This window comes from Enterobacter sp. SECR19-1250 (assembly GCF_013391025.1).
Taxonomy (GTDB): domain Bacteria; phylum Pseudomonadota; class Gammaproteobacteria; order Enterobacterales; family Enterobacteriaceae; genus Enterobacter; species Enterobacter cloacae.
In genome coordinates this window covers 88,115-107,434 of record NZ_JACASJ010000003.1, presented here as the reverse complement: position 1 = coordinate 107,434, position 19,320 = coordinate 88,115, and the positions used below count along the sequence as shown (strand labels likewise).

Annotated in this window: 23 protein-coding genes; 22 read left to right on the top strand and 1 reads right to left on the bottom strand. The window is 53.0% G+C overall.

Going from position 1 to position 19,320, the window contains the following annotated elements; translation table 11 throughout:
• The 8 genes from HX884_RS01745 to HX884_RS01710 all read left to right on the top strand — a co-directional run.
• The coding region (locus HX884_RS01745; RefSeq protein WP_178327548.1) for a DNA cytosine methyltransferase at positions 1-1,812 on the top strand (1,812 nt) is incomplete at its 5' end.
• 14 nt (positions 1,813-1,826) lie between these two features.
• A complete protein-coding gene (locus HX884_RS01740; protein WP_061091832.1) occupies positions 1,827-2,519 on the top strand; it encodes a phage antirepressor KilAC domain-containing protein in 693 nt (230 codons plus the stop codon).
• On the top strand, positions 2,516-3,577 hold the full coding sequence (locus HX884_RS01735; RefSeq protein WP_061091831.1) for a DUF968 domain-containing protein: 1,062 nt from the start codon (positions 2,516-2,518) through the stop codon (positions 3,575-3,577). Before HX884_RS01740 ends, HX884_RS01735 begins: the two co-directional genes overlap by 4 nt.
• Positions 3,578-3,598: 21 nt before the next feature.
• A complete protein-coding gene (locus HX884_RS01730; RefSeq protein WP_061091830.1) occupies positions 3,599-4,291 on the top strand; it encodes a bacteriophage antitermination protein Q in 693 nt (230 codons plus the stop codon).
• A 334-nt stretch (positions 4,292-4,625) separates the two neighbouring features.
• Positions 4,626-5,678, top strand: coding sequence for a DNA methyltransferase (locus tag HX884_RS01725; RefSeq protein ID WP_063929860.1), 1,053 nt, complete (start codon positions 4,626-4,628; stop codon positions 5,676-5,678).
• A gap of 68 nt (positions 5,679-5,746) precedes the next feature.
• On the top strand, positions 5,747-6,049 hold the full coding sequence (locus HX884_RS01720; RefSeq protein ID WP_178327547.1) for a hypothetical protein: 303 nt from the start codon (positions 5,747-5,749) through the stop codon (positions 6,047-6,049).
• Complete coding sequence (locus HX884_RS01715) at positions 6,049-6,585, top strand: lysozyme (protein ID WP_059686801.1); 537 nt, start codon at positions 6,049-6,051, stop codon at positions 6,583-6,585. The genes HX884_RS01720 and HX884_RS01715 overlap by 1 nt, the downstream gene beginning before the upstream one ends.
• A complete protein-coding gene (locus HX884_RS01710) occupies positions 6,582-7,097 on the top strand; it encodes a hypothetical protein (protein WP_059686803.1) in 516 nt (171 codons plus the stop codon). The genes HX884_RS01715 and HX884_RS01710 overlap by 4 nt, the downstream gene beginning before the upstream one ends.
• A 142-nt stretch (positions 7,098-7,239) precedes the next feature.
• Here HX884_RS01710 and HX884_RS01705 read toward each other — a convergent pair whose 3' ends face one another.
• Positions 7,240-7,791: a YfbU family protein gene (locus HX884_RS01705; protein ID WP_178327546.1), complete on the bottom strand. Its 552-nt coding sequence runs from the start codon at positions 7,789-7,791 to the stop codon at positions 7,240-7,242.
• Positions 7,792-7,923: 132 nt separating this feature from the next.
• Between HX884_RS01705 and HX884_RS01700 the strand changes: the two genes are divergently transcribed.
• The 14 genes from HX884_RS01700 (at position 7,924) to HX884_RS01635 (ending at position 19,320) form a co-directional block, all read left to right on the top strand.
• Positions 7,924-8,565, top strand: coding sequence for a hypothetical protein (locus tag HX884_RS01700; protein ID WP_059686807.1), 642 nt, complete (start codon positions 7,924-7,926; stop codon positions 8,563-8,565).
• 238 nt (positions 8,566-8,803) lie between these two features.
• On the top strand, positions 8,804-9,373 hold the full coding sequence (locus tag HX884_RS01695; RefSeq protein WP_000210383.1) for a hypothetical protein: 570 nt from the start codon (positions 8,804-8,806) through the stop codon (positions 9,371-9,373).
• Complete coding sequence (locus tag HX884_RS01690) at positions 9,315-11,438, top strand: phage terminase large subunit family protein (protein ID WP_059360704.1); 2,124 nt, start codon at positions 9,315-9,317, stop codon at positions 11,436-11,438. Before HX884_RS01695 ends, HX884_RS01690 begins: the two co-directional genes overlap by 59 nt.
• An 8-nt stretch (positions 11,439-11,446) precedes the next feature.
• A complete protein-coding gene (gene gpW / locus HX884_RS01685; RefSeq protein WP_000483309.1) occupies positions 11,447-11,710 on the top strand; it encodes a gpW family head-tail joining protein in 264 nt (87 codons plus the stop codon).
• Complete coding sequence (locus HX884_RS01680) at positions 11,710-13,347, top strand: phage portal protein (protein WP_001045359.1); 1,638 nt, start codon at positions 11,710-11,712, stop codon at positions 13,345-13,347. Before gpW ends, HX884_RS01680 begins: the two co-directional genes overlap by 1 nt.
• On the top strand, positions 13,344-14,210 hold the full coding sequence (locus tag HX884_RS01675; protein WP_049015398.1) for a S49 family peptidase: 867 nt from the start codon (positions 13,344-13,346) through the stop codon (positions 14,208-14,210). Before HX884_RS01680 ends, HX884_RS01675 begins: the two co-directional genes overlap by 4 nt.
• 1 nt (position 14,211) lies before the next feature.
• Positions 14,212-14,781: a hypothetical protein gene (locus tag HX884_RS01670; protein WP_063927633.1), complete on the top strand. Its 570-nt coding sequence runs from the start codon at positions 14,212-14,214 to the stop codon at positions 14,779-14,781.
• Positions 14,781-15,185 (top strand): head decoration protein, encoded by a 405-nt coding sequence (locus HX884_RS01665; RefSeq protein ID WP_023294067.1) that lies wholly within the window; start codon positions 14,781-14,783, stop codon positions 15,183-15,185. Before HX884_RS01670 ends, HX884_RS01665 begins: the two co-directional genes overlap by 1 nt.
• A 97-nt stretch (positions 15,186-15,282) precedes the next feature.
• A complete protein-coding gene (locus tag HX884_RS01660; protein WP_063929859.1) occupies positions 15,283-16,332 on the top strand; it encodes a major capsid protein in 1,050 nt (349 codons plus the stop codon).
• 1 nt (position 16,333) lies between these two features.
• Complete coding sequence (locus tag HX884_RS01655) at positions 16,334-16,714, top strand: hypothetical protein (protein ID WP_223825720.1); 381 nt, start codon at positions 16,334-16,336, stop codon at positions 16,712-16,714.
• A gap of 4 nt (positions 16,715-16,718) precedes the next feature.
• Entirely contained in the window at positions 16,719-17,078 is a 360-nt protein-coding gene (locus HX884_RS01650) for a hypothetical protein (protein ID WP_063417625.1), read from the top strand.
• Positions 17,075-17,620 (top strand): hypothetical protein, encoded by a 546-nt coding sequence (locus tag HX884_RS01645; protein ID WP_063929858.1) that lies wholly within the window; start codon positions 17,075-17,077, stop codon positions 17,618-17,620. The genes HX884_RS01650 and HX884_RS01645 overlap by 4 nt, the downstream gene beginning before the upstream one ends.
• 3 nt (positions 17,621-17,623) lie before the next feature.
• Complete coding sequence (locus HX884_RS01640; protein WP_049015412.1) at positions 17,624-17,821, top strand: DUF2635 domain-containing protein; 198 nt, start codon at positions 17,624-17,626, stop codon at positions 17,819-17,821.
• Positions 17,818-19,320, top strand: a complete 1,503-nt coding sequence (locus tag HX884_RS01635) for a phage tail sheath subtilisin-like domain-containing protein (protein ID WP_063929857.1) — start codon at positions 17,818-17,820, stop codon at positions 19,318-19,320. The genes HX884_RS01640 and HX884_RS01635 overlap by 4 nt, the downstream gene beginning before the upstream one ends.

The window sequence follows — 19,320 nt, the reverse complement described above, 5'->3', positions numbered from 1 at the left end:
ACGAATCACCCGGACACGCTGCATTATTGCGAGTCGGTGTTTGACGTTGACCCAAGTGCAGCCACCAGCGGTAAACCTGTTGGTCTGGCCTGGTTTAGCCCTGACTGCCGCCACTTTTCCAAAGCGAAGGGCGCTAAGCCGGTTAAGAAAGAGATTCGCGGGCTGGCGTGGATTGTCCTGCGCTGGGCGCTGTCAGTACGTCCCCGCGTCATGATGCTGGAGAACGTCGAAGAATTTAAGACATGGGGCCCGCTGCTGGATGAAGAATTACGCCCGGATCCTGAGCGTGCTGGTGAAACATTTGAGGCATTTGTCGGCATGCTGTCGACTGGTATCGCGGCGAATCACCCAGCACTGGCTGAGGTTTGTGAATTTCTTGCCATTGAGCCGCACGGCCAGCAGGCGCAACAGCTGATCGCCGGGCTTGGCTATGAGGTCGATTATCGTGAGCTGCGCGCTTGTGACTACGGCGCGCCGACGATCAGAAAGCGTTTCTTCATGGTCATGCGTTGTGACGGCCGCAAGATTCATTGGCCTGAAGCGACTCATGGGGATCCAAAATCACTGGAAGTACAAAGCGGCAAGCTGGCGCCATGGCGTACCGCGGCGGAGTGCATTGACTGGAACATCCCGGCCCGTTCCATCTTCGACCGCAAAAAGCCGCTGGCGGAAAATACGCTCAAACGTATCGCGCGCGGCATCCAGCGCTTTGTTATCGAAAGTGCATCACCTTTTATCGTGAAGTGTAACCACACCACGACGAAAGGAGGTTATGACTGTTTCCGCGGGCAATCGTTGTTAGAGCCATTGCAGACCATCACTAAAAAGCATGGCTACGCGCTGGCGGTACCGCATCTTACTAAATTCCGCACCGGGGCCACCGGGCAGCCAGTGACCGAGCCGGTTCCAACTGTCACCGCTGGTACGTCGGCGCGCCCAGGCGGGAATGGGCATGCGCTTGGCGTAGTTGAGGCCGCCCTGACACCGTTCCTGGCTGGCAATGGCGGCAGTGAGTACCAGGCAAAGCCGCGCCCGCTGGATAAACCCGCTCATACAATCCTCAAGCAGTCCCGCGCGTGCGTTGTTGCTCCGGTCATCGCCCGCCAGTTTGGCGCCAGTGTTGGGCACAGGGCTGACGAACCGAGCGCGACGATTACTGCTGGTGGTGGCGGTAAGTCGCAGCTGGTAACTCCAACACTGATCCAGATGGGGTACGGCGAACGCCCAGGGCAAGAACCGCGTGTTATTCAACTGAATAACCCGCTCGGCACGGTCACTGCTGGTGGTAATAAGTTTGCAACGGTGAGCGCGTTCCTGGCGAAGCACTATGGTGGGAATTACACGGGGCCGGGTGTTGGTATGGATGAGCCTGCCCACTCAGTCACTACTGTTGATCACCACGCGGTAGTTGCGTCGCACCTGGTGAAGCTACGCGGAACCTGCCGCGACGGTCAGACCATGGATACACCTATGCCGACTATTACCGCTGGTGGCCAGCACGTTGGCGAGGTCCGGACATTCCTCGAAACCTACTGCGGTGATAGCGAGGATGAATGGCTGGTGACGATCGAGGGGGTTAAGTACCAGATCGTCGATATCGGAATGCGCATGCTGCAACCGCATGAGCTTTATAAGGCGCAGGGCTTCCCTGACGGCTACGTTATCGATCAGGACTATCGCGGCAATCGTTACGCCAAAGACAAGCAGGTAGCGCGCTGTGGTAACGCAGTACCGCCGCCGTTCGCTCGTGCGCTGGTAGAAGCAAATCTTCCTGAATTATGTGCAAATCAAAAGGCGGGTGCAGCCGCCTGATATGGAGAAATAGCATGAATCAGTTAACCGCAAAGGGTGTTGTGACAATGTCCAGCCGTGAAATTGCCAGGCTGGTACAGAGCAAACATGGTGATGTGAAGCGCTCAGCTGAGCGCCTTGCATCTGCTGGTATTTTAACCGCGCCGTTGGCGCACACCCCCTACACACACCCGCAAAACGGGCAAACCTACGAGGAGTATTGGTTCAACAAACGTGATTCTCTGGTGATCGTCGCTAGGCTGTCGCCAGAATTTACCGCCGCTGTTGTCGATCGCTGGCAAGAGCTGGAGAACAGCCAGGCCGTAAGTGTCCCGCAAACATTGCCGGAGGCATTACGTCTCGCCGCGGATCTGGCCGAGCAGAAAGAACAACTCAGCCAGCAGTTAGCCGCTGCCGCGCCGAAAGTTGAGTTTGTCGATCGGTACTGTACTGCCAAAGGCTCAATGTCATTCCGCCAGGTGGCAAAGCTATTGCAGGCCAAAGAAACAGATTTCCGCTTGTTCCTCATTGAGAGCGACATTTTGTACCGTCTCGGTGGAGTACTGACACCGCGGCACCAGCATATTGCTGCCGGGCGGTTTGAAGTGAAAACCGGCACTACGAGTGAAACAAACTACGCATTCAGCCAGGCGCGTTTTACACCTAAAGGCATCGAGTGGATCGGCGGCCTGTGGACGGCACACATCGCTAAGGGGCATGCCGCGTGAGAGGACTGTTTACAGCCGAGACTGTTCCGCGCCTGGGGCTTGTGTTGTTAAAGCCAGGTAGCGATCTGATGTCACTGTTCCAGCAGGGGCGTGTGCTGGTGGAGCCTCAGCCAAAAAGTATGGCTGGGCTTCCGTCGGGGCTCGTCCCTGATGCGAGGCAGCCGCTGGCAGAAGATAAGTCCCTCGAGGAATTCTTCTCCGACGAGAGGGTTATCCGCGCCGCAGGCGGTTTATCCGCGTTGGACTCATGGTTAGAGCGCAACGTTAAGGAATGCCAGTACCCGCACGCTGACTATCACCACCGCGAGCTGGTAACAATGCGCCACCCTCCAGGGTCAATGCTGCTCTGCTGGCATTGCGATAACCAGCTGCGCGAGCAGACCACCGCGGCGCTGGCAGAACTGGCCCGGCGAAATCTCATCAACTGGCTGATCAATTCGATCCTGTCTGCGCTTGGCTACAACACCGAGCGCGAACTATCCCTCGGCGAATTGTGCTGGTGGGCCGTTTACTCGGGCATTGCTGATGCAATCACAGAAAGGATGGCACAACGCGCACTCCGCATGCCGGATGAGCCTTTTTTATCCGTTTATCGTGAAAGTGACATTGTGCCGATGCCCCCGGCAAAAAGCATTTTGCAGAAGAAGGTCACCCCTGCGGCCACGGCTGCGAAATTAAAGCATGGAGCAAATCAGGAAGTGGTCTACGACCAGCCAAAGATTCTGGCTCTGCATGCGGATCCAGAATCTCCTGAATCATTCATGTTACGTCCGAAACATCGTCGGTGGGTGAATGAGGATTATACCCGGTGGGTTAAAACCCAGCCGTGTGAAGGTTGCCGGCGGCCAGCGGATGATCCACACCATGTCATTGGTCACGGTATGGGCGGTACCGCCACAAAAGCACATGATTTGTTCGTGTTCCCTCTGTGCAGAGAGTGTCACGACAAACTACATGCCGATTTAGCAGCGTTTGAGAAAAAACACGGTACTCAGCTGGAGCTGCTGTTCCGGTTTATGAATCGAGCGTTGGCGATCGGCGTAATAACAAAAGCGTAATTGTATGGAGCGCTGAGCATTATGAATTTACAAGAACTCGAATATACCCGTATTGAATTGCGCCGCGCGCTGGCCGATTTCTCAGGATCGACGAAGGGACAGCTGCAGGCGTTCAGTGAGCATCCACCAGCAGATAAAAATAAGTATCCCCGGCACCATCCAGAAATAGTCATGGAGGGTGGGGAATGTTGTGGAGCGAAGGTTGTAAAAACGCTGGCCACTCCGCTTTATGTTCTGGAGACAAGAAGCCGTAGACGCCCATTACCCCCTATGAAGGATGCCGAGTTTGCGAGTTCTGCGTGGCGCCGCTCGGTGAATGGACTTGGAGAGCATCTGCAGGCGTGGGTTCGGTATTGCTATGGATATGATCTGTCTTTCCGGTACCAGACCTTAATGTGCCAGTACGTTTGGGCACAGTTTCAGCATCAGCAGGGGAGTAAGAAGCTCCAGGACAGAGTCACAAAAAAATTAGTGGGGCTGGTTTGGCTCGCGGCCCAGGAAGTTGCTGCATCACGCAATAACGATACGTACCAGGAGTATGCGGGGGCGGCACTGGCCCGCATGGTGAGCGTGGAGCGTTCAACCTGGCTTAGGGTATACGCTGCTCACTGGGCAGCATTTAAAGCAGCTTTCGTGGAAATGGACAGCCTGGCGTTATGTGAAAGCCTGGCGCGGTACGAAGAGTATGAGGAAGTTAAAGTGGTAGAAATGTGAAGTAAATTTCACTAACGTCTTCAATCAGGCTTGCAAAATGCAACAAAATAAGCGATATTTGAAGCTAATTTGATATGTTGCCAAAAGTATATAAACCCGCCAGTGAGCGGGTTTTTTTATGGCTTTTTTCCCGGTCTTCTCGGGATGTCGGATTTTCCATTCGGATAATTGAGCGCCTCCAGATCCGGAGGCTTTCTGCTGTGAAAATGGGCGGCTGGTGGATGTTGGAGCACCCACCAGCCATCAGCTCATGCTTTCAGGTCACAAGCTAACCAAGGCCCACTGCTTTAGCGCAAAAGCATAGTGAGCCTATCAGAGTTACGCTTACTGATCTATGAAAAATACTGTAATTATAAACAGTGTTGAGTTAGTCAACGCTGATAGCCTGCAATACATCGCCACTCTCCCTGATAACTCCATTGACCTGATAGTCACGGATCCGCCGTACTTCAAAGTGAAACCAAACGGCTGGGACAACCAATGGAAAGGGGATGATGATTATCTTCGATGGCTTGATATGTACCTCGCACAATTCTGGCGAGTGCTTAAACCTGCCGGCAGTCTTTATCTTTTCTCCGGTCACCGCCTGTCGGCAGACATTGAGATCATGATGCGTGAGCGGTTCAACGTCCTGAACCACATCATCTGGGCTAAACCGTCTGGCCGCTGGAATGGCTGTAATAAAGAGAGCCTTCGCTCTTACTTCCCTGCAACAGAGCGCATCCTGTTCGCTGAGCATTACCAGGGGCCGTATAAACCAAAGAGCGACGGGTACGCTGAGAAGGGAAGCGAGCTGAAGCAGCATGTAATGACTCCCCTAATTTCTTATTTCCGGGATGCACGTGAAGCGCTTGGCATATCCTCAAAACAAATAGCCGATGCGACTGGAAAGAAGAACATGGTGTCTCACTGGTTCAGCGGTAGCCAGTGGCAATTACCGAATGAATCCGACTACCGGAAACTTCAATCCCTTTTCACGCAGGTAGCCATCGAAAAGCACCAGAACGGCGAACTGGCAACACCACACCACCAGCTGGTGGCCCTGTGGCATTCGTTAAATCGCAAGTATTCAGAGCTGCTCGAAGAGTACAAATCGCTTCGGCGGCATTTCTCTGTTTCCGTATCCGTTCCTTATACCGACGTCTGGACACATAAACCCGTTCAGTTTTACCCAGGTAAACACCCATGCGAAAAACCCGCTGACATGTTGCGGCAGATCATCAACGCCAGCAGTAAGCCTGGTGATGTGGTGGCTGATTTCTTTATGGGGTCCGGTTCGACCGTGAAAATCGCGCTGGAACTTGGCCGCCAGGCTATCGGCGTTGAACTCGAGGAAGACAGGTTTAGCCAGACGGTGGAGGAAATAAGGGCGTTAACAGGGGAGTAAACGTGAGGTCGCTCAAGCGGCCTTTTTTATTACCTCAATAACACCCGCACACAGCGAGGTGAGAGACCATGAAAATGAATGATTCAGGGAACATTTTCACGCAGTTCTTCGCGTGGGTAGCAGCTCTGGCGTCAGCCATTGGTTTTACCACTCAGGATATGGTGTTCATGTTCTTTGGCGCCGCTGGTCTGCTTATCTCGTTTGCCTCCTATGTCAATGGTCGCGTGGATGCCCACCGCAGGCGTAGAGAGGACGAAAAGCGAACAAAAATGGTTAATGACTTCCTGAAAGGCGTTGGTGATAAACCCCTTCACGAACGTCCTGCGGCTGCAAGCGTGGTCGTTGAGGCATTACAAAAGGAAGGTGAGTGATGGGATCCAGAGCAAAATTAAGCGCTGCTGTTCTGGGGCTGGTACTTGCTGGTGCGCCAGCATCCGTCATTCTCGATCAGTTTCTGAATGAGAAAGAGGGAAACAGCCTTACAGCGTACAAAGATGGCAGCGGCATCTGGACGATTTGCCGGGGAGCTACCACGGTTGACGGCAAGCCTGTTACCCCAGGTATGAGGCTATCGCCAGAGAAATGTAATCAGGTGAACGCCAGCGAGCTGAACAAGGCGCTGGCTTGGGTCGACCGCAATATCCAGGTACCACTGACCGAACCTCAGAAAGCGGGGATTGCCTCATTCTGCCCGTACAACATTGGTCCTGGTAAATGCTTTCCTTCGACCTTTTATAAACGCATCAACGCCGGTGATCGTAAAGGGGCGTGTGAAGCAATCCGCTGGTGGATCAAAGATGGTGGCCGTGATTGTCGATTAACCAAAGGCCAGAAGAACGGCTGCTATGGTCAGGTCGAGCGACGGGACCAGGAAAGCGCGCTGGTGTGCTGGGGGATAGAACAGTGAAATTTAATCTCTTCGCGGTCCTGGTTGTAGTCATTGCAGGTCTGTCAGTCGCCCTCGTCAAAAGTTGCTCAAACGCCAGTAGCCTACAGAGCGATAACGACGTTCTTCGAAATGACAATGCCTTGCAGGGGCAGGTGATCGCTACTCAGGCTTTCAACTTCAATCGATTTAATCAGGTTGCAGAACATGCCAACAGGCTTAACTCCCTGATCGACATCAGCACTGAAGAAACTGTAACCGAATACCGGGAGATACTCCGCCGTGAAAAAACTTGTGATCTGCCTGTTCCTGCTGATATCGCTGGCGGGTTGCTCGAATACGCGCACCGTTTACGTACCAGCGCCATGCACACCGATACCAACAGACCTGACTCAGCCGATGATCGTGCCGCTGCCGCCAGCCCAATGACGTATTGCCAAGCTGTTTTGTGGATTAAGCCGCTGCTGGGAGTGATTGAGAAGGGCAATAATAATTTCGCGGGTATACGTCAAATCGAGCAGGATAGAAAATGAATCGTAACTCTATTTGCAGATAAATCACGGAATAAATTTATATGTGAATAGCATGAACTGCGAAGTAGAGCGGAAAAGAAGTTATCAGCATAAATGATAAGTATGCACTGCGATGACTAAGGTTGATCGCAGTGCAACCAAATCAGCGATTGGAAGGATGAACTCGAGCGTTTAGAATTGCGCAAAAGCCATCATATGGGATTCCTACGTCATGAATAAAATCTTTTCTGATTGGTAAGAACTCATTAAGCATACGCTGATAAATTGCTATGCGTGGGGAATGAGAGTTTTTTACAATGTTTTGAGTACTAAAACGGTCAAGTAATTCGAACATTCTTGTAATACTTGCGTACTCACTTTCATTGTTCCAGTCGAATCCACTGAAAATCACATCGTGCTTGTAATTGAAATTGCTAACATCTTTTAGTAATTTTTCTTTTTGAATGTCAGTCAAATTTTCGTATGTATATTGTAATAAGCCGAACATATCTAGGACATCACATACGAAAGTAACTTCAGGTGGGGTTGGTGCACCCGTTGACAAATCTTGATAAGCCCACTCGATGGCCCAGTAGTTTCCAGTATCGATTGCTGTTCGAATTATTTCAGGGTTATAGCTGTTCTCAATACCTAACTTTTCATAAATATCGCACATCATAAGGATTTGTAACTTTTCTGCTTGTGAGTAGCTCATATTAGTTTCCTTTTAAGGGCTGAATCGAAGAAAAGATATTGGGTTTTTTTCTCGATAATCAATGAAAATCACCATATTTATTGTCATTACCATGGGCAGACCATCGTAGTGGCATTAGTTAGGGAGACTGTTATGGCGACGCTTAAAGACCTTTCCAGTCAGTTAAGGCAGTTGCAGAAGCAGATACCGTTTGCGACTGCCCAGGCGATGACTAAAGTTGTTCGCCAGATTGAGTCAGCCCAAAGAACAGCATTTGAGCGGCATCTGGATAATCCAACACCTTTTACAGTTAAATCGGTAGGGTCGGTTGGTGCCAGAAAAAACAACCTTCGTGCAAAGGTGTTTGTTCGTGATACTGCTGCTGGTTACCTTGAACCCTTCGAGTTCGGCGGAGAGCACAAGCTTAATGGTAGTGCTTTGCTTAACCCGAAAGACATAAAGCTCAATAAATACGGCAATCTACCGCGTAATAAGCTCTCTCAGCTTAAAGCAAAGCCAAACGTATTTATTGGTGACGTTGGCGGCGTGAATGCCGTGTGGCAGCGAAAAAAGCCCAAAACCAAAAAAGCGAAGAAGCGGGCAAAGCGTTCTCCGAACGGCACGCGCAGGGATAAGATTAAGCAACCTGCACCAAAATTGCTCATTCGGTTTGGTGACGCTCTTCCGGTTAAACCAACGCTCGGCTATATGGACAGAGCAAACACCATGGCCAACGCATTATTACCCTCAGCGCTGCACCAGGCGATTGCTGAGGCGATTAGCTCGGCCAGATAGCCCCCCAGGGGTTTTGGGTCCTTCCTGAGCCTTTTGTAAGGCACGGGCATTGCGCGCCGCGGTGTTTTCCTAGCTACAACTTTCAGATTTGTGTCCCATGTCCCACCTCTGGCGATCATTACGGACACCTCGCCAGCTCTGGCTATTCCAGTTTATTCCAGTGGGACATTCTGGTGGGACATGGCAAAAATGTCCCAGGCGAATGTCCCACCCCAGAAAATGTCCCAGGTGATGTCCCATGACAACGATGAACCAGAGTCAGTACGCACAACATTCAGGTGTGGATCGCAAAACAATTGGCCGGTGGATTAAAGCTGGGCGCTTCATTGTGATGGACGGAGACCTGATTGACGTAGAGGCCAGCGATGCGGCATTGAAGAAAAACCGCGATGGCAAAGACCCGCGCGCCTCGAACGCGAAGAAAAAGAAAACTCCCGTCGTCAGCGATAACGATGATGACGGTGATGAAATCAATAAAACTGTCCGCCAGATAATGCTCACTGAAGGGGCAGATCTTTCGAGAGAGGAAGCGGGACGTATCCGCGAGAATTACATGGCCCTGCAGGCAAAGCTGCAGTATGAAAAAGACAGCGGCCAGCTTATTGAGCTGACAGCAGCCGAGGAGGTTTTATTCAACGCCTTTCGCCAACAGCGTGATGCCTGGCTTAACTGGCCGTCCAGGGTGGCGCCGCTAATGGCTGCTGATCTGGATGTACCGGCGGACAGGATGACAGAGGTGCTGATTGAACATGTCCACAAACACATCTCAGTCCTCGGAGAGCCAGAGTTTAACCCGGCAGAAGATTGAGCGTCTTGAATTAAGCGTCCGCAAAGGCTGGACACCCCCGCCGCGTATCAGTGTGCCGCAGTGGGCAGATGACTATCGTAAGCTGGCAAAAGAGGCTGGGAGCACTTCGGGAAACTGGGAAACATCGACGGTAGAAATTGCCCGCGGACCGATGCTTGCCGCGACGGAGTCCGGGGTTCATATCATCACTGTAATGTGCTGCACCCAGTTGATGAAGACAGCACTGCTGGAAAACCTTTTTGGCTATTTTGCCCACCTCGATCCTTGTCCGATACTGCTGCTGCAGCCGAAAGAAGAAGCCGCTGAACAGTTTTCGAAAGAGCGTATTAGCCCGCTGGTAAGGGTGACGCCGGTACTGCGTAAAATCATCGGTGATTCGAAACAGAAAAGCTCGAAAGAAACCATTCTTTACAAGGCATTCACTGGCGGATTTCTGGCGCTGGCGGGTGCTGGTAGCCCTGATAACCTTGCGCGTCGTCCGATTCGTGTCCTGCTGGCGGATGAAGTGGACAAGTACCCGATAACCCGCGAAGGCGATCCTATTGCGCTGGCCGAAGAGCGTACAGCGACATTTGGCCTGACCTGGCTGTCTGTGCGCGCCTGTTCGCCGACGGTGGAGGATGAGAGCCGCATTGCTGACAGCTACGCCGACTCCGATCAGCGCCGGGCATCTGTAGTTTGCCCGCACTGTGGCCACCGCCAGTTCCCCGACTTTTTCAAACACGTTCAGTGGCCGAAAGAGGGGGATAAACACCTGACTAAATCGGCGATGCTCTATTGCGAATGCTGTGGTAGTGGCTGGTCCGAAGGACAGCGCCTCAGAGCTCTGCACACTATCCGATGGCATCAGACGCGCCCATTTGAGTGCTGCGGGGAGCGGCATTCACCGCTGATGGATTATGACCTTGCCTGGCGGGCGGCAGACGAGGGCAGCGTTGAAAAGGTCTGGCAATGGTCAGAGTCGGAGCGGCATGCGGTCTATCGGGCAATCTGCCCCTCCTGTGGAAAGGAGGCAGTCGATAACCACCACGCGGGGTACCAGGCATCCAAGCTTTTCAGCCCCTGGCAAAAAGATAAGCCGTCGGATATTGCGAAAAAATATATCGATGCGAAGGGCGATCCGGATAAGGAACAGGCGTGGTGGAATACCCAGATGGGGCTTCCGCACCGGCCTAACCATGGGAAACAGCTCCCTGTTGATGTTCTGCTGGCGCGCCGGGAAATATTTCCGGCCGTCGTTCCGGACGGAGTGGCATTGTTAACGGCTGGAGTTGATACCCAGGACGATCGCTTCGAAATTACGATCACCGGCTGGGGGAGAGATGAAGAATCGTGGTCGGTCGCGCATGACGTTATTTATGGTGACCTTGAGACGGAAGAACCCTGGAAGCGACTGGATGCATACCTGAAACAGATCTGGCGACGTGGTGACGGGCGCGGCCTGAATATCATGGCAACGTGCATGGACTCCGGCGGCCACCATACGCAGAAGGTATACGAATTCGCCAAAGAGCGCCTTGGCCGTCGTGTCTGGGCAATTAAGGGGGAGTCTGCGCAGGGGGGCAAACGCAATCCTGTCTGGCCGACCAAACGACCATCATCGAAAAGCAAAGCCAGTTTCCGCCCTGTCATTCTGGGTGTTAACTCAGCAAAAGACGTGATACGCGGTCGCCTGCATCTTGAGCCACCCAAACCTGGTGCCGCCGCTGCGGGTTATATGCATTTCCCTGATGATCGCGATCTCGGGTACTTCAATCAGCTGCTGGCGGAGCGACTGGTTTACAAAGTCATTTCCGGGCAGAGGTACAGTATCTGGGAAGCAATACCAGGACGTGCTAACGAGGCGCTTGACTGCCTCGTTTACAGCTATGCCGCGCTGTGCGGTCTCAAACATATGGGGTTAAAACTCAACGTCCGGGCCGCCAACCTCGAAGCCGATCCGGATAAGTTCCTGCCAGCGCCAGTTGGACAGGAAGAAAAAATCAATTACGAGCTGCCGGGTGCGGTTATTGAAGAACCAACGCCGGTCAAACGTAAGCGAATATCGCAACTCCTGCCGAAATAAGGAAAATCATGTTCAACCGGAACACCAGCCTGCTTGCTGGCGCAATGACTGACGATCAGCTCAGAGATGCACTTGCGAAAGCTCAGCAGGCGTACATTGATTTAGCAACCGGGAGCCACGGTGTTTCGTTTTCCTATACGCAGGGAGACGGGACACGATCAGTGTCCTATCAGCAAAGCACCCTGGCTGATCTGCTGGCCCTGATTCAACTTCTGCAGGCGCAACTGGGGATTATCTCTCGTCCCCGGAAACCAGCGAGGTTTAGATTCTGATGAATAAAGTACAGATACTGGGCTCTGATGGGCAGCCGTTGCGACAGCAGCGTCCCTCTATGCTGGTGGGGGGGAGCCGCGTACCTTATGACGCGGCTGACTCTTTCAGCGATCAACTGGCTAACTGGCAACCCGCGCTGTGGTCGCCGGACAATGAAATTAATATCTACCGGGATCGCATCGTGTCCCGCGCACGCGATCTGGTCCGTAATGACGGCTGGGCAAACGGTGCGGTAACGCGTCTGCTGGATAATGCGGTTGGTGCCAACTTCCGGCCCATAATGAAACCCGATTACCGTGTTCTCAGAATGATCACCGGAAACAAAGCGTTTGATGCGTCCTGGGCGGAAGAGTACGGAAAAGCGCTGGACGGGCACTGGCGGACCTGGAGTAACGATCCTGGCCGGTATTGTGATGTTGAACGAAAACTCACCGTGTCGCAGATGTTACGCCTGGGATTTCGTCACAAGCTTATTGACGGGGATGCTCTGGCCATTCTCCAGTACAGAACTGACAGGCTTGGTCCCGGAAGAGGCCGTTACGCCACCACGGTACAGATTGTCGATCCTGACCGCCTCAGTAACCCTCAGCAGAATTTCGATATGCCAAATGTCCGTGGTGGCGTTGAAATTGATGCGGACGGTGCGCCGGTTGCTTACCACATCAGGGAGGCCCATATCGGTGACTGGTGGAGCGGGGCTAAAACCATGACGTGGCAGCGCATCCCGCGTGAAACTGACTGGGGCCGCCCGCATGTGGTTCACGATTTTGATCATGAGCGTGGCGCGCAGCACCGCGGTAACGGCATCCTGACTCCGGTTATTCAGCGTCTGAAAATGCTGGTGAAGTATGACCAGAGCGAGCTTGAGGCAGCAATTCTTAATGCCATATTCGCCGCATACATTGAGTCACCCTATGACCCTGCGATGGTTCAGTCTGCCCTGGGTGAGACCTATGACGAATCAGAGTTAGGCACTTATCAGGACGGGCGTGTTGAGTTCCATAACGATCGGCGTCTGACACTTCAGAATGGTGCCCGAATGCCCATTCTTTATCCTGGTGAGAAAATCACGACGGTTAACGCGGCGCGGCCCTACAGCAATTTTGAAGTCTTCGAATCTGCTGTTCTCCGTAATTTTTCTTCAGGAACAGGGTTGTCCCCACAGCAGGTCACCCAGGACTGGTCTGACGTTAACTACAGTTCTGCACGCTCCTCGTTGCTGGAGGCATGGAAAACACTGACTCGCCGCCGGGACGATTTTTCTACCGGCTTCGCTCAGCCCATTCTCACCGCCTTTGTTGAAGAAGTTCACGACAATGAGGATTTACCCCTGCCCGCAGGCGCACCTGATTTTGTTGACGCCAGAGCCGCGTATTCCCGTGCGCGCTGGATGGGGCCTGGGCGCGGCTGGGTGGATCCGGTTGCAGAGAAAAAAGGCGCCATTCTTGGTCTGGATGCCGGACTTTCCACCCTCGAGATTGAGGTGGGTGAAAACGTCGGTGAAGACTGGGAAGAAGTGCTTGATCAGCGCCAGAGAGAAATTGAGTCATGTCTTAAACGCGGATTACCGCTTCCGAGCTGGGCACAGGCTGACCAGTTTGCGAGCCAGACCATTACCGACCCGGAGGAAAAGTGAATCTACCCCATCTGGCCCAGCGATTATTTAATACCCCGCTGGCGCTGCACCCGAGTAAAGCCGAAGTCATCATGGCATCCGTAATGGACCGATTTGGTATCAGTAAAATCGAATCTTCTCTTGCCATGGAGGATGACTGGTACGGATATGACGATAACCAGGGGCGGGAATCCCGTCGTGATCCGGGTTATGACAATGTGCTGGGCGTCGCCGTAATCCCGATATGCGGAACGCTGGTACAAAAACTGGGCAGTCTGCGTCCGTACAGTGGCATGACAGGATATGACGGCATTCGTCAGGCCTTTCTTACTGCGATGGAAGATCCCGACATTTCGGGCATTTGCCTGGATATCGACTCACCCGGCGGCGAGGTCGCCGGCTGCTTCGATCTGGTTGATGTCATTTACGGATCCCGGGGGAAAAAGCCTATCCATGCCATTCTGACGGAAAGCGCCTATTCCGCTGCGTATGCCATTGCCAGCGCAGCGGACCGGATTTCTGTTCCGCGCACCGGCGGCGTGGGTTCTGTGGGTGTGATTACCATGCACCTTGACTGGACGCAGCGGATTAAAGATGACGGTCTTAAAGTTACGATCATCACCTATGGATCCCGCAAGGCTGAAGGTTCGCCGCTGAGAGAGCTGTCAGATGAAGCGCTGGCCGCCATTCAGCAGGACATTAACACCATGGGCGAATTGTTTGTGAACACCGTCGCCAGAAACCGGGGGATTAGCGCAAAGGTTATAAAAAGTACCCAGGCCGCCTGTTTTATGGCTGCTGATGGCGTTGAAATTGGACTGGCTGATGAGGTGTGTCCTCCTGACGCTGCGTTCAAAAACTTACTTGAAAAAACAGGAGCCTGAAATGGCAAAGAAAAAACCGTTTAGTTTTGCTCATCTTATGGGTCTTGGCGCTTCCGCTTCAGAGGAAGAAGAGGATAAAAAAGCCAAAAAAGCGAAAGCCCGTCGTGCTGAAGAAGAAGAGGAAGAGGAGACCGCAGAAGAGGAAGAAGAGGAAACTGCGGAAGAAGAGGAGGAAGAGACAGCCTCCGAAGAAGACGACGATCCTGAAGCAGAAGAAGATGAAGACGGTGATGACCCAAAAGAAAGTAAGTCAGCCCGACAGGCGCGTAGTGCAGAGCGTAAGCGCTGCGCCCGTATCTTCGGTAGTAAGCATGCAGCCGCGAATCCTTCCCTGGCCGCGTCACTGGCGTTCAATACCGGGATGAGTTCTGCAGCAGCAATTAACGTCCTGGCCTCTTCGGCTCCGGCAGCAGCATCAGCGCAGCCACCCCGCAAACGCTCTCTCGATCAGCGTATGCAGGAAAGCCACCAGGTTCGGCTTAACCCGGATAGTGGACGGAAAGAGACCGGAAAGTCTGCGCTGGTAAGTAAAATGACCGGCCTCTACAACTCCACAAGAGGAGAGAAATAATGGATCAGTTTGGTCAGAATGCGTTTGCGCCTGGCATGAAGAGCGCGCTGTTTATTCCGGATCAGCTTGTCGCTGGCACGCTCCAGCTGGTGACTGACACCGGGATCATTACGGGCGGTGCCTTTAAGCGTGGTACGGTCCTGGGCCTGGTGGCTGCCAGCGGGAAATACACGCAATGTGTGAAAACGGCTGAAGATGGCAGTCAGGTACCCGTTGCTATTCTGGTTGATGATGTTGATGCATCGTCTTCCGATCAGAACGGCGGCCTGTATCTGATGGGGGAATTCAACCAGCACCGAATTATTTTTGATAACTCCTGGACGACAGCTGACCTGAAAAAAGCGCTCCGACCGCTGGCTATCTTCCTGAAAGACAGTGACCAGGCACCTGTAACCACCTCCTGATTTCCCCCACGGCTCTCCTGACGAATGCTTTAATCGGCAGGGGCTGGCTCGTTTAAAATTTTTGCCAGCTGCGGCTGGCACTATCAAGAGACTGAATATGGAAAATATTTTTGATACCAGCGTGCTGGTGCAGGTTGTTCCTAACCTGAAAACCAGCCAGAACTGGCTGCTTGATCGCTTCTTCCCGAATGTCGTGACTTACGAGACTGAAGAAGTGGCGATTGATGTTGATGTCGGCCTGCGTCGTATGGCGCCGTTCGTCTCCCCGCTGGTGGAAGGTAAGCTGGTCGAATCCCGTAAATACCAGACCAATACCTTCAAACCGGCATACATCAAAGATAAGCGCGCGCCGGACCTGCGCAAACCTATCCGTCGCCAGATTGGTGAGCGTATTGGCGGGGAATATACCGCTGCCGAGCGCGAAATGCTGAACCTTCAGTTTGAAATGGCTGACCAGATTGACATGATCAACCGTCGTCTGGAATGGATGGCGGCCAGTGCGCTGGTGTCCGGGACCGTAACCGTCGCCGGGGAGGGCTATGAAACTAAGGTGGTGGATTTCGGTCGTGCTTCGGATCTAACCATCACTCTTAGCGGCTCGGATAAATGGCCACTGACCGTTGCAGCTGGCGCTAACAATACCCAGCCATCAGATGACATTGAAATCTGGCAGACTACTTTCCTGAAAGAGTCAGGCTCTGTAGCCACGGATCTGGTCTTTACGAATAAGTCATGGCGTGCATTCCGACTGGATACCACCATCAAGGATAACGCCATTACATTCCCGGCGCTGAGCCCGTTTGGTAACCAAATTAACGCCGGCCCACAGGCGATGAAGGGCGCAATTTATAAAGGGCGCTGGGGTAACTTTGACCTCTGGTTATATAACGACTGGTTTATTGACCCGCTGGACAACGTCGAGAAGCCTATGATCCCCGATGGCGCTGTCATTATGAGTGGGGCCGATCTGATGGGGACCCGCGCCTTTGGCGTTATCCTGGACCCGGCTTTCAACTACGGTCCGCTGGCCTATGCGCCAAAATCCTGGGTGAAAGAAGATCCAGCCCAGCGTCTTATCCTGATGCAATCCTCCCCGCTGGTTATTCCGAGCCGGGTAAATGCATCCCTCTGCGCAACGGTGGTCTGATATGGCAAAACAACCTAATACCGGGCTGGCTGATGATCTGAATGCAGAAGGATCTGCCAAAGATGGCCTAAGTGTTGACGACCTGAATGCGGGCGATAACACCCAGGTAAAACAGCCTTTGAGCAAAACAGATGATGCCGAATCGTCTGTTGATGACGATGGTGGTGACGAAAAATCCGAAGACACTGAATCGCAGGAGTATGTGGTGTTGAAAGGGAATTGCATTCGTCATGATGGGGAGATGTACCGCGAAAATATGCGCATCCCTGTAACCGGCAAAGATGCTGAGCGTCTTCTGCAGTCCGGCGTTATTGCTGATGTTGATGTGCTTCGTAAGCGAGTTCTTGCTTCTCAGCCATCAGTTTCAGTTACGACAGGGTAATGACATGGGCGTGGACTGGGATTCTCATCTTCTGAGTCCGCTGCATGATGTCTTTGGCGATGAGCACGAGTACCGTCCACGTAACGGTACTCCTTTTACAATTAACGGGATTTTTGACCGTGGTTATGCGCAGATTGCTGAAAACCTTGATGGCGATTCAGAAATTAACACCTCCAGCCCGATGCTGGGTGTGCGCGATGCTGAATTTCGCAAGCTGGGTAAATCGCAACCTGCTGTATCTGACCGAGTATTTATAAAGACGGTCGGTGGTCACATCATCAATCAGTTATTTGTTGTGTCAAACGTCGAACCCGACAGTCATGGCGGATCTCGTCTTGTCCTCAATGTGGTAAAACCGCGATGAATGCAGCAGCGATACGGCAAATGGTTGTCACTACACTAACCGGGACAACCAGCGCGGGTGACCGCGTATTCTCACCACGCGACTGGTCAACTTCACCTGATATGTATCCTGTGTTGTTGGTTCAGACGCCTTTTGAACAGAAAAAATCACAGGGGCGTAATACCCCTGCTTTTACTACCCTCACCACTGTCAGGATCACTGGGCGCGTTCAGGAGTATGACGGCGATACAGTGGATGATGGAGCCATGCGGGCAGAGCTGGCGCTTGAAAGCCTTCGCGAGCAGGTGGAGCGCGCGGTGATCAACAGCTACGAACTGACGCGGAACATTCAGAAATACGCGGAAGTTCGTTCAACCATCAATGTTGATTCAGACGGAGAGGCCCATATGGGGCAGCTTCTTTTTGAGATCGACATAGAGCATTACCAGGGGCCGGAAGATTTTTATCCTGTCCAGTCGGTTCCCCTTGAGGGCATGGATATTGCGGTCGACATGCCAGACGGCACAGTTAAACCGGGTATCAGCCTCAATCTTCAGGAGTAATCCATGTTTGTAAAGCCGAACAACGGGCTCAGCGTTCGCTGCCCCGTCAAGGGCACCCCATTGCCTAAAGAGGGTGCTGAAGTACCTGACAATATTTTCTGGCGTCGCCGTCTGAGCGATGGGGACGTGATCCTCTCTAAAAAGGATGAGGGCGCGCCAGAGAAACAATCCTTACCTAAAAAAGCGGGAGAAAATGAATGACCGTACCTTTCGCTCGTGTTCCCGATAACCTGCGGGTAGGGCTTTTCTTCGTTGAGTTTGATAACTCAATGGCGAATAACGCCACTGCCACGCAGCGCACTCTGCTTATCGGTGGGATGCTCAGTACCGGCTCAACCCCCCCAGGTATTCCGCAGCGAGTTTCCTCTTCGGATACCGTCGGTGAGCTGACCGGAAAAGGGGGAATTCTGCAGGCCATGATGGCGGCGTATCAGAAAAATGATACCGCAGCCGAAGTCTGGATCCTGCCGCTGGAGGAAGACTCCGATTCCATGGTGGCTGCAACCGGCACCATTAAAGTGAGCAGCGCACCGACGGCAACCGGAGTGATCTCCCTTTATATTGCTGGTGAGCGCATTCAGTTGACCGTTGTAGCAACAGATACGGTGACAGCGATCGCCACCTCTCTGGCCGCGGCGATTAACGCAAAAACCACGCTACCTGTAACCGCCAGCGCGGCTACGGATACCGTAACCCTGACCGCGAAGAACCTTGGTGCTACGGGTAACGGGATCGACATTCGCCTGAACTTCCTCGGCTTACCGGGAGGCGAGTCGACACCTGCAGGCCTGGAACTGACGATTACTGCTATGTCTAACGGAGCCGGGGCTCCGGATATTACCGGCGCGCTGGCTAACCTGCAGGATCGGACATTCGATTTCATCATCAACCCTTACGACGATACAACCTCGTTGAATGTGATGAAGGAGTTCCTGTCAGACACTGGCGGTCGCTGGGCATGGGACAAGCAGCTTTATGGTCATTCCTTTGGTACCACCACCGGGACTTACGCCCAGCTCGGTACCAAAGGTGAGCTGCGCAATAACCAGCATGAGACCCTGCTGGGCGTAAATAAATCGCCGTCCCCTTCCTGGGCATGGTCTGCAGCTTACACCGGTGCAGCGGCGGTGAGTCTGCGTAATGACCCGGGCCGCCCGCTACAGTCGCTCGCTGTTCAGGGGATACTTGCGCCAGAACTGCAGGATCGCTTTGAGTTGACCGAGCGTAACAATCTGCTGTACAGCGGCATTTCGACATTTACGGTCGACGATGATGGCACGGTGCGCATTGAAAACCTGATCACCACCTACCAGAAAAACAGCTACGGCGATGCAGATGATAGTTATCTGGAAGTGGAGACGCTGTTCAGCCTGATGTTTGTGACCCGCTACCTGCGAACAGCGGTGACCAGCAAGTTTGGCCGCATGAAGCTTGCTGCGGACGGGACCCGATTTGCACCTGGCGCGGCGATCGTCACGCCAAACATCATCAAGGCCGATCAGATTGCCGAGTACCAGACTCTGGTATGGAACGGTTATGCACAGGATGCGGAGGCATTCGCAAAAAACATCATCGTCGAGCAGAACGCCAAAAATCCGAACCGCGTCGATGTGCTGTGGCCGGGAACTCTCATGAACCAGTTGCGCATTTTCGCGCTGCTCAATCAGTTCCGCACGCGGGCTGAATCAACAGGAGCTTAA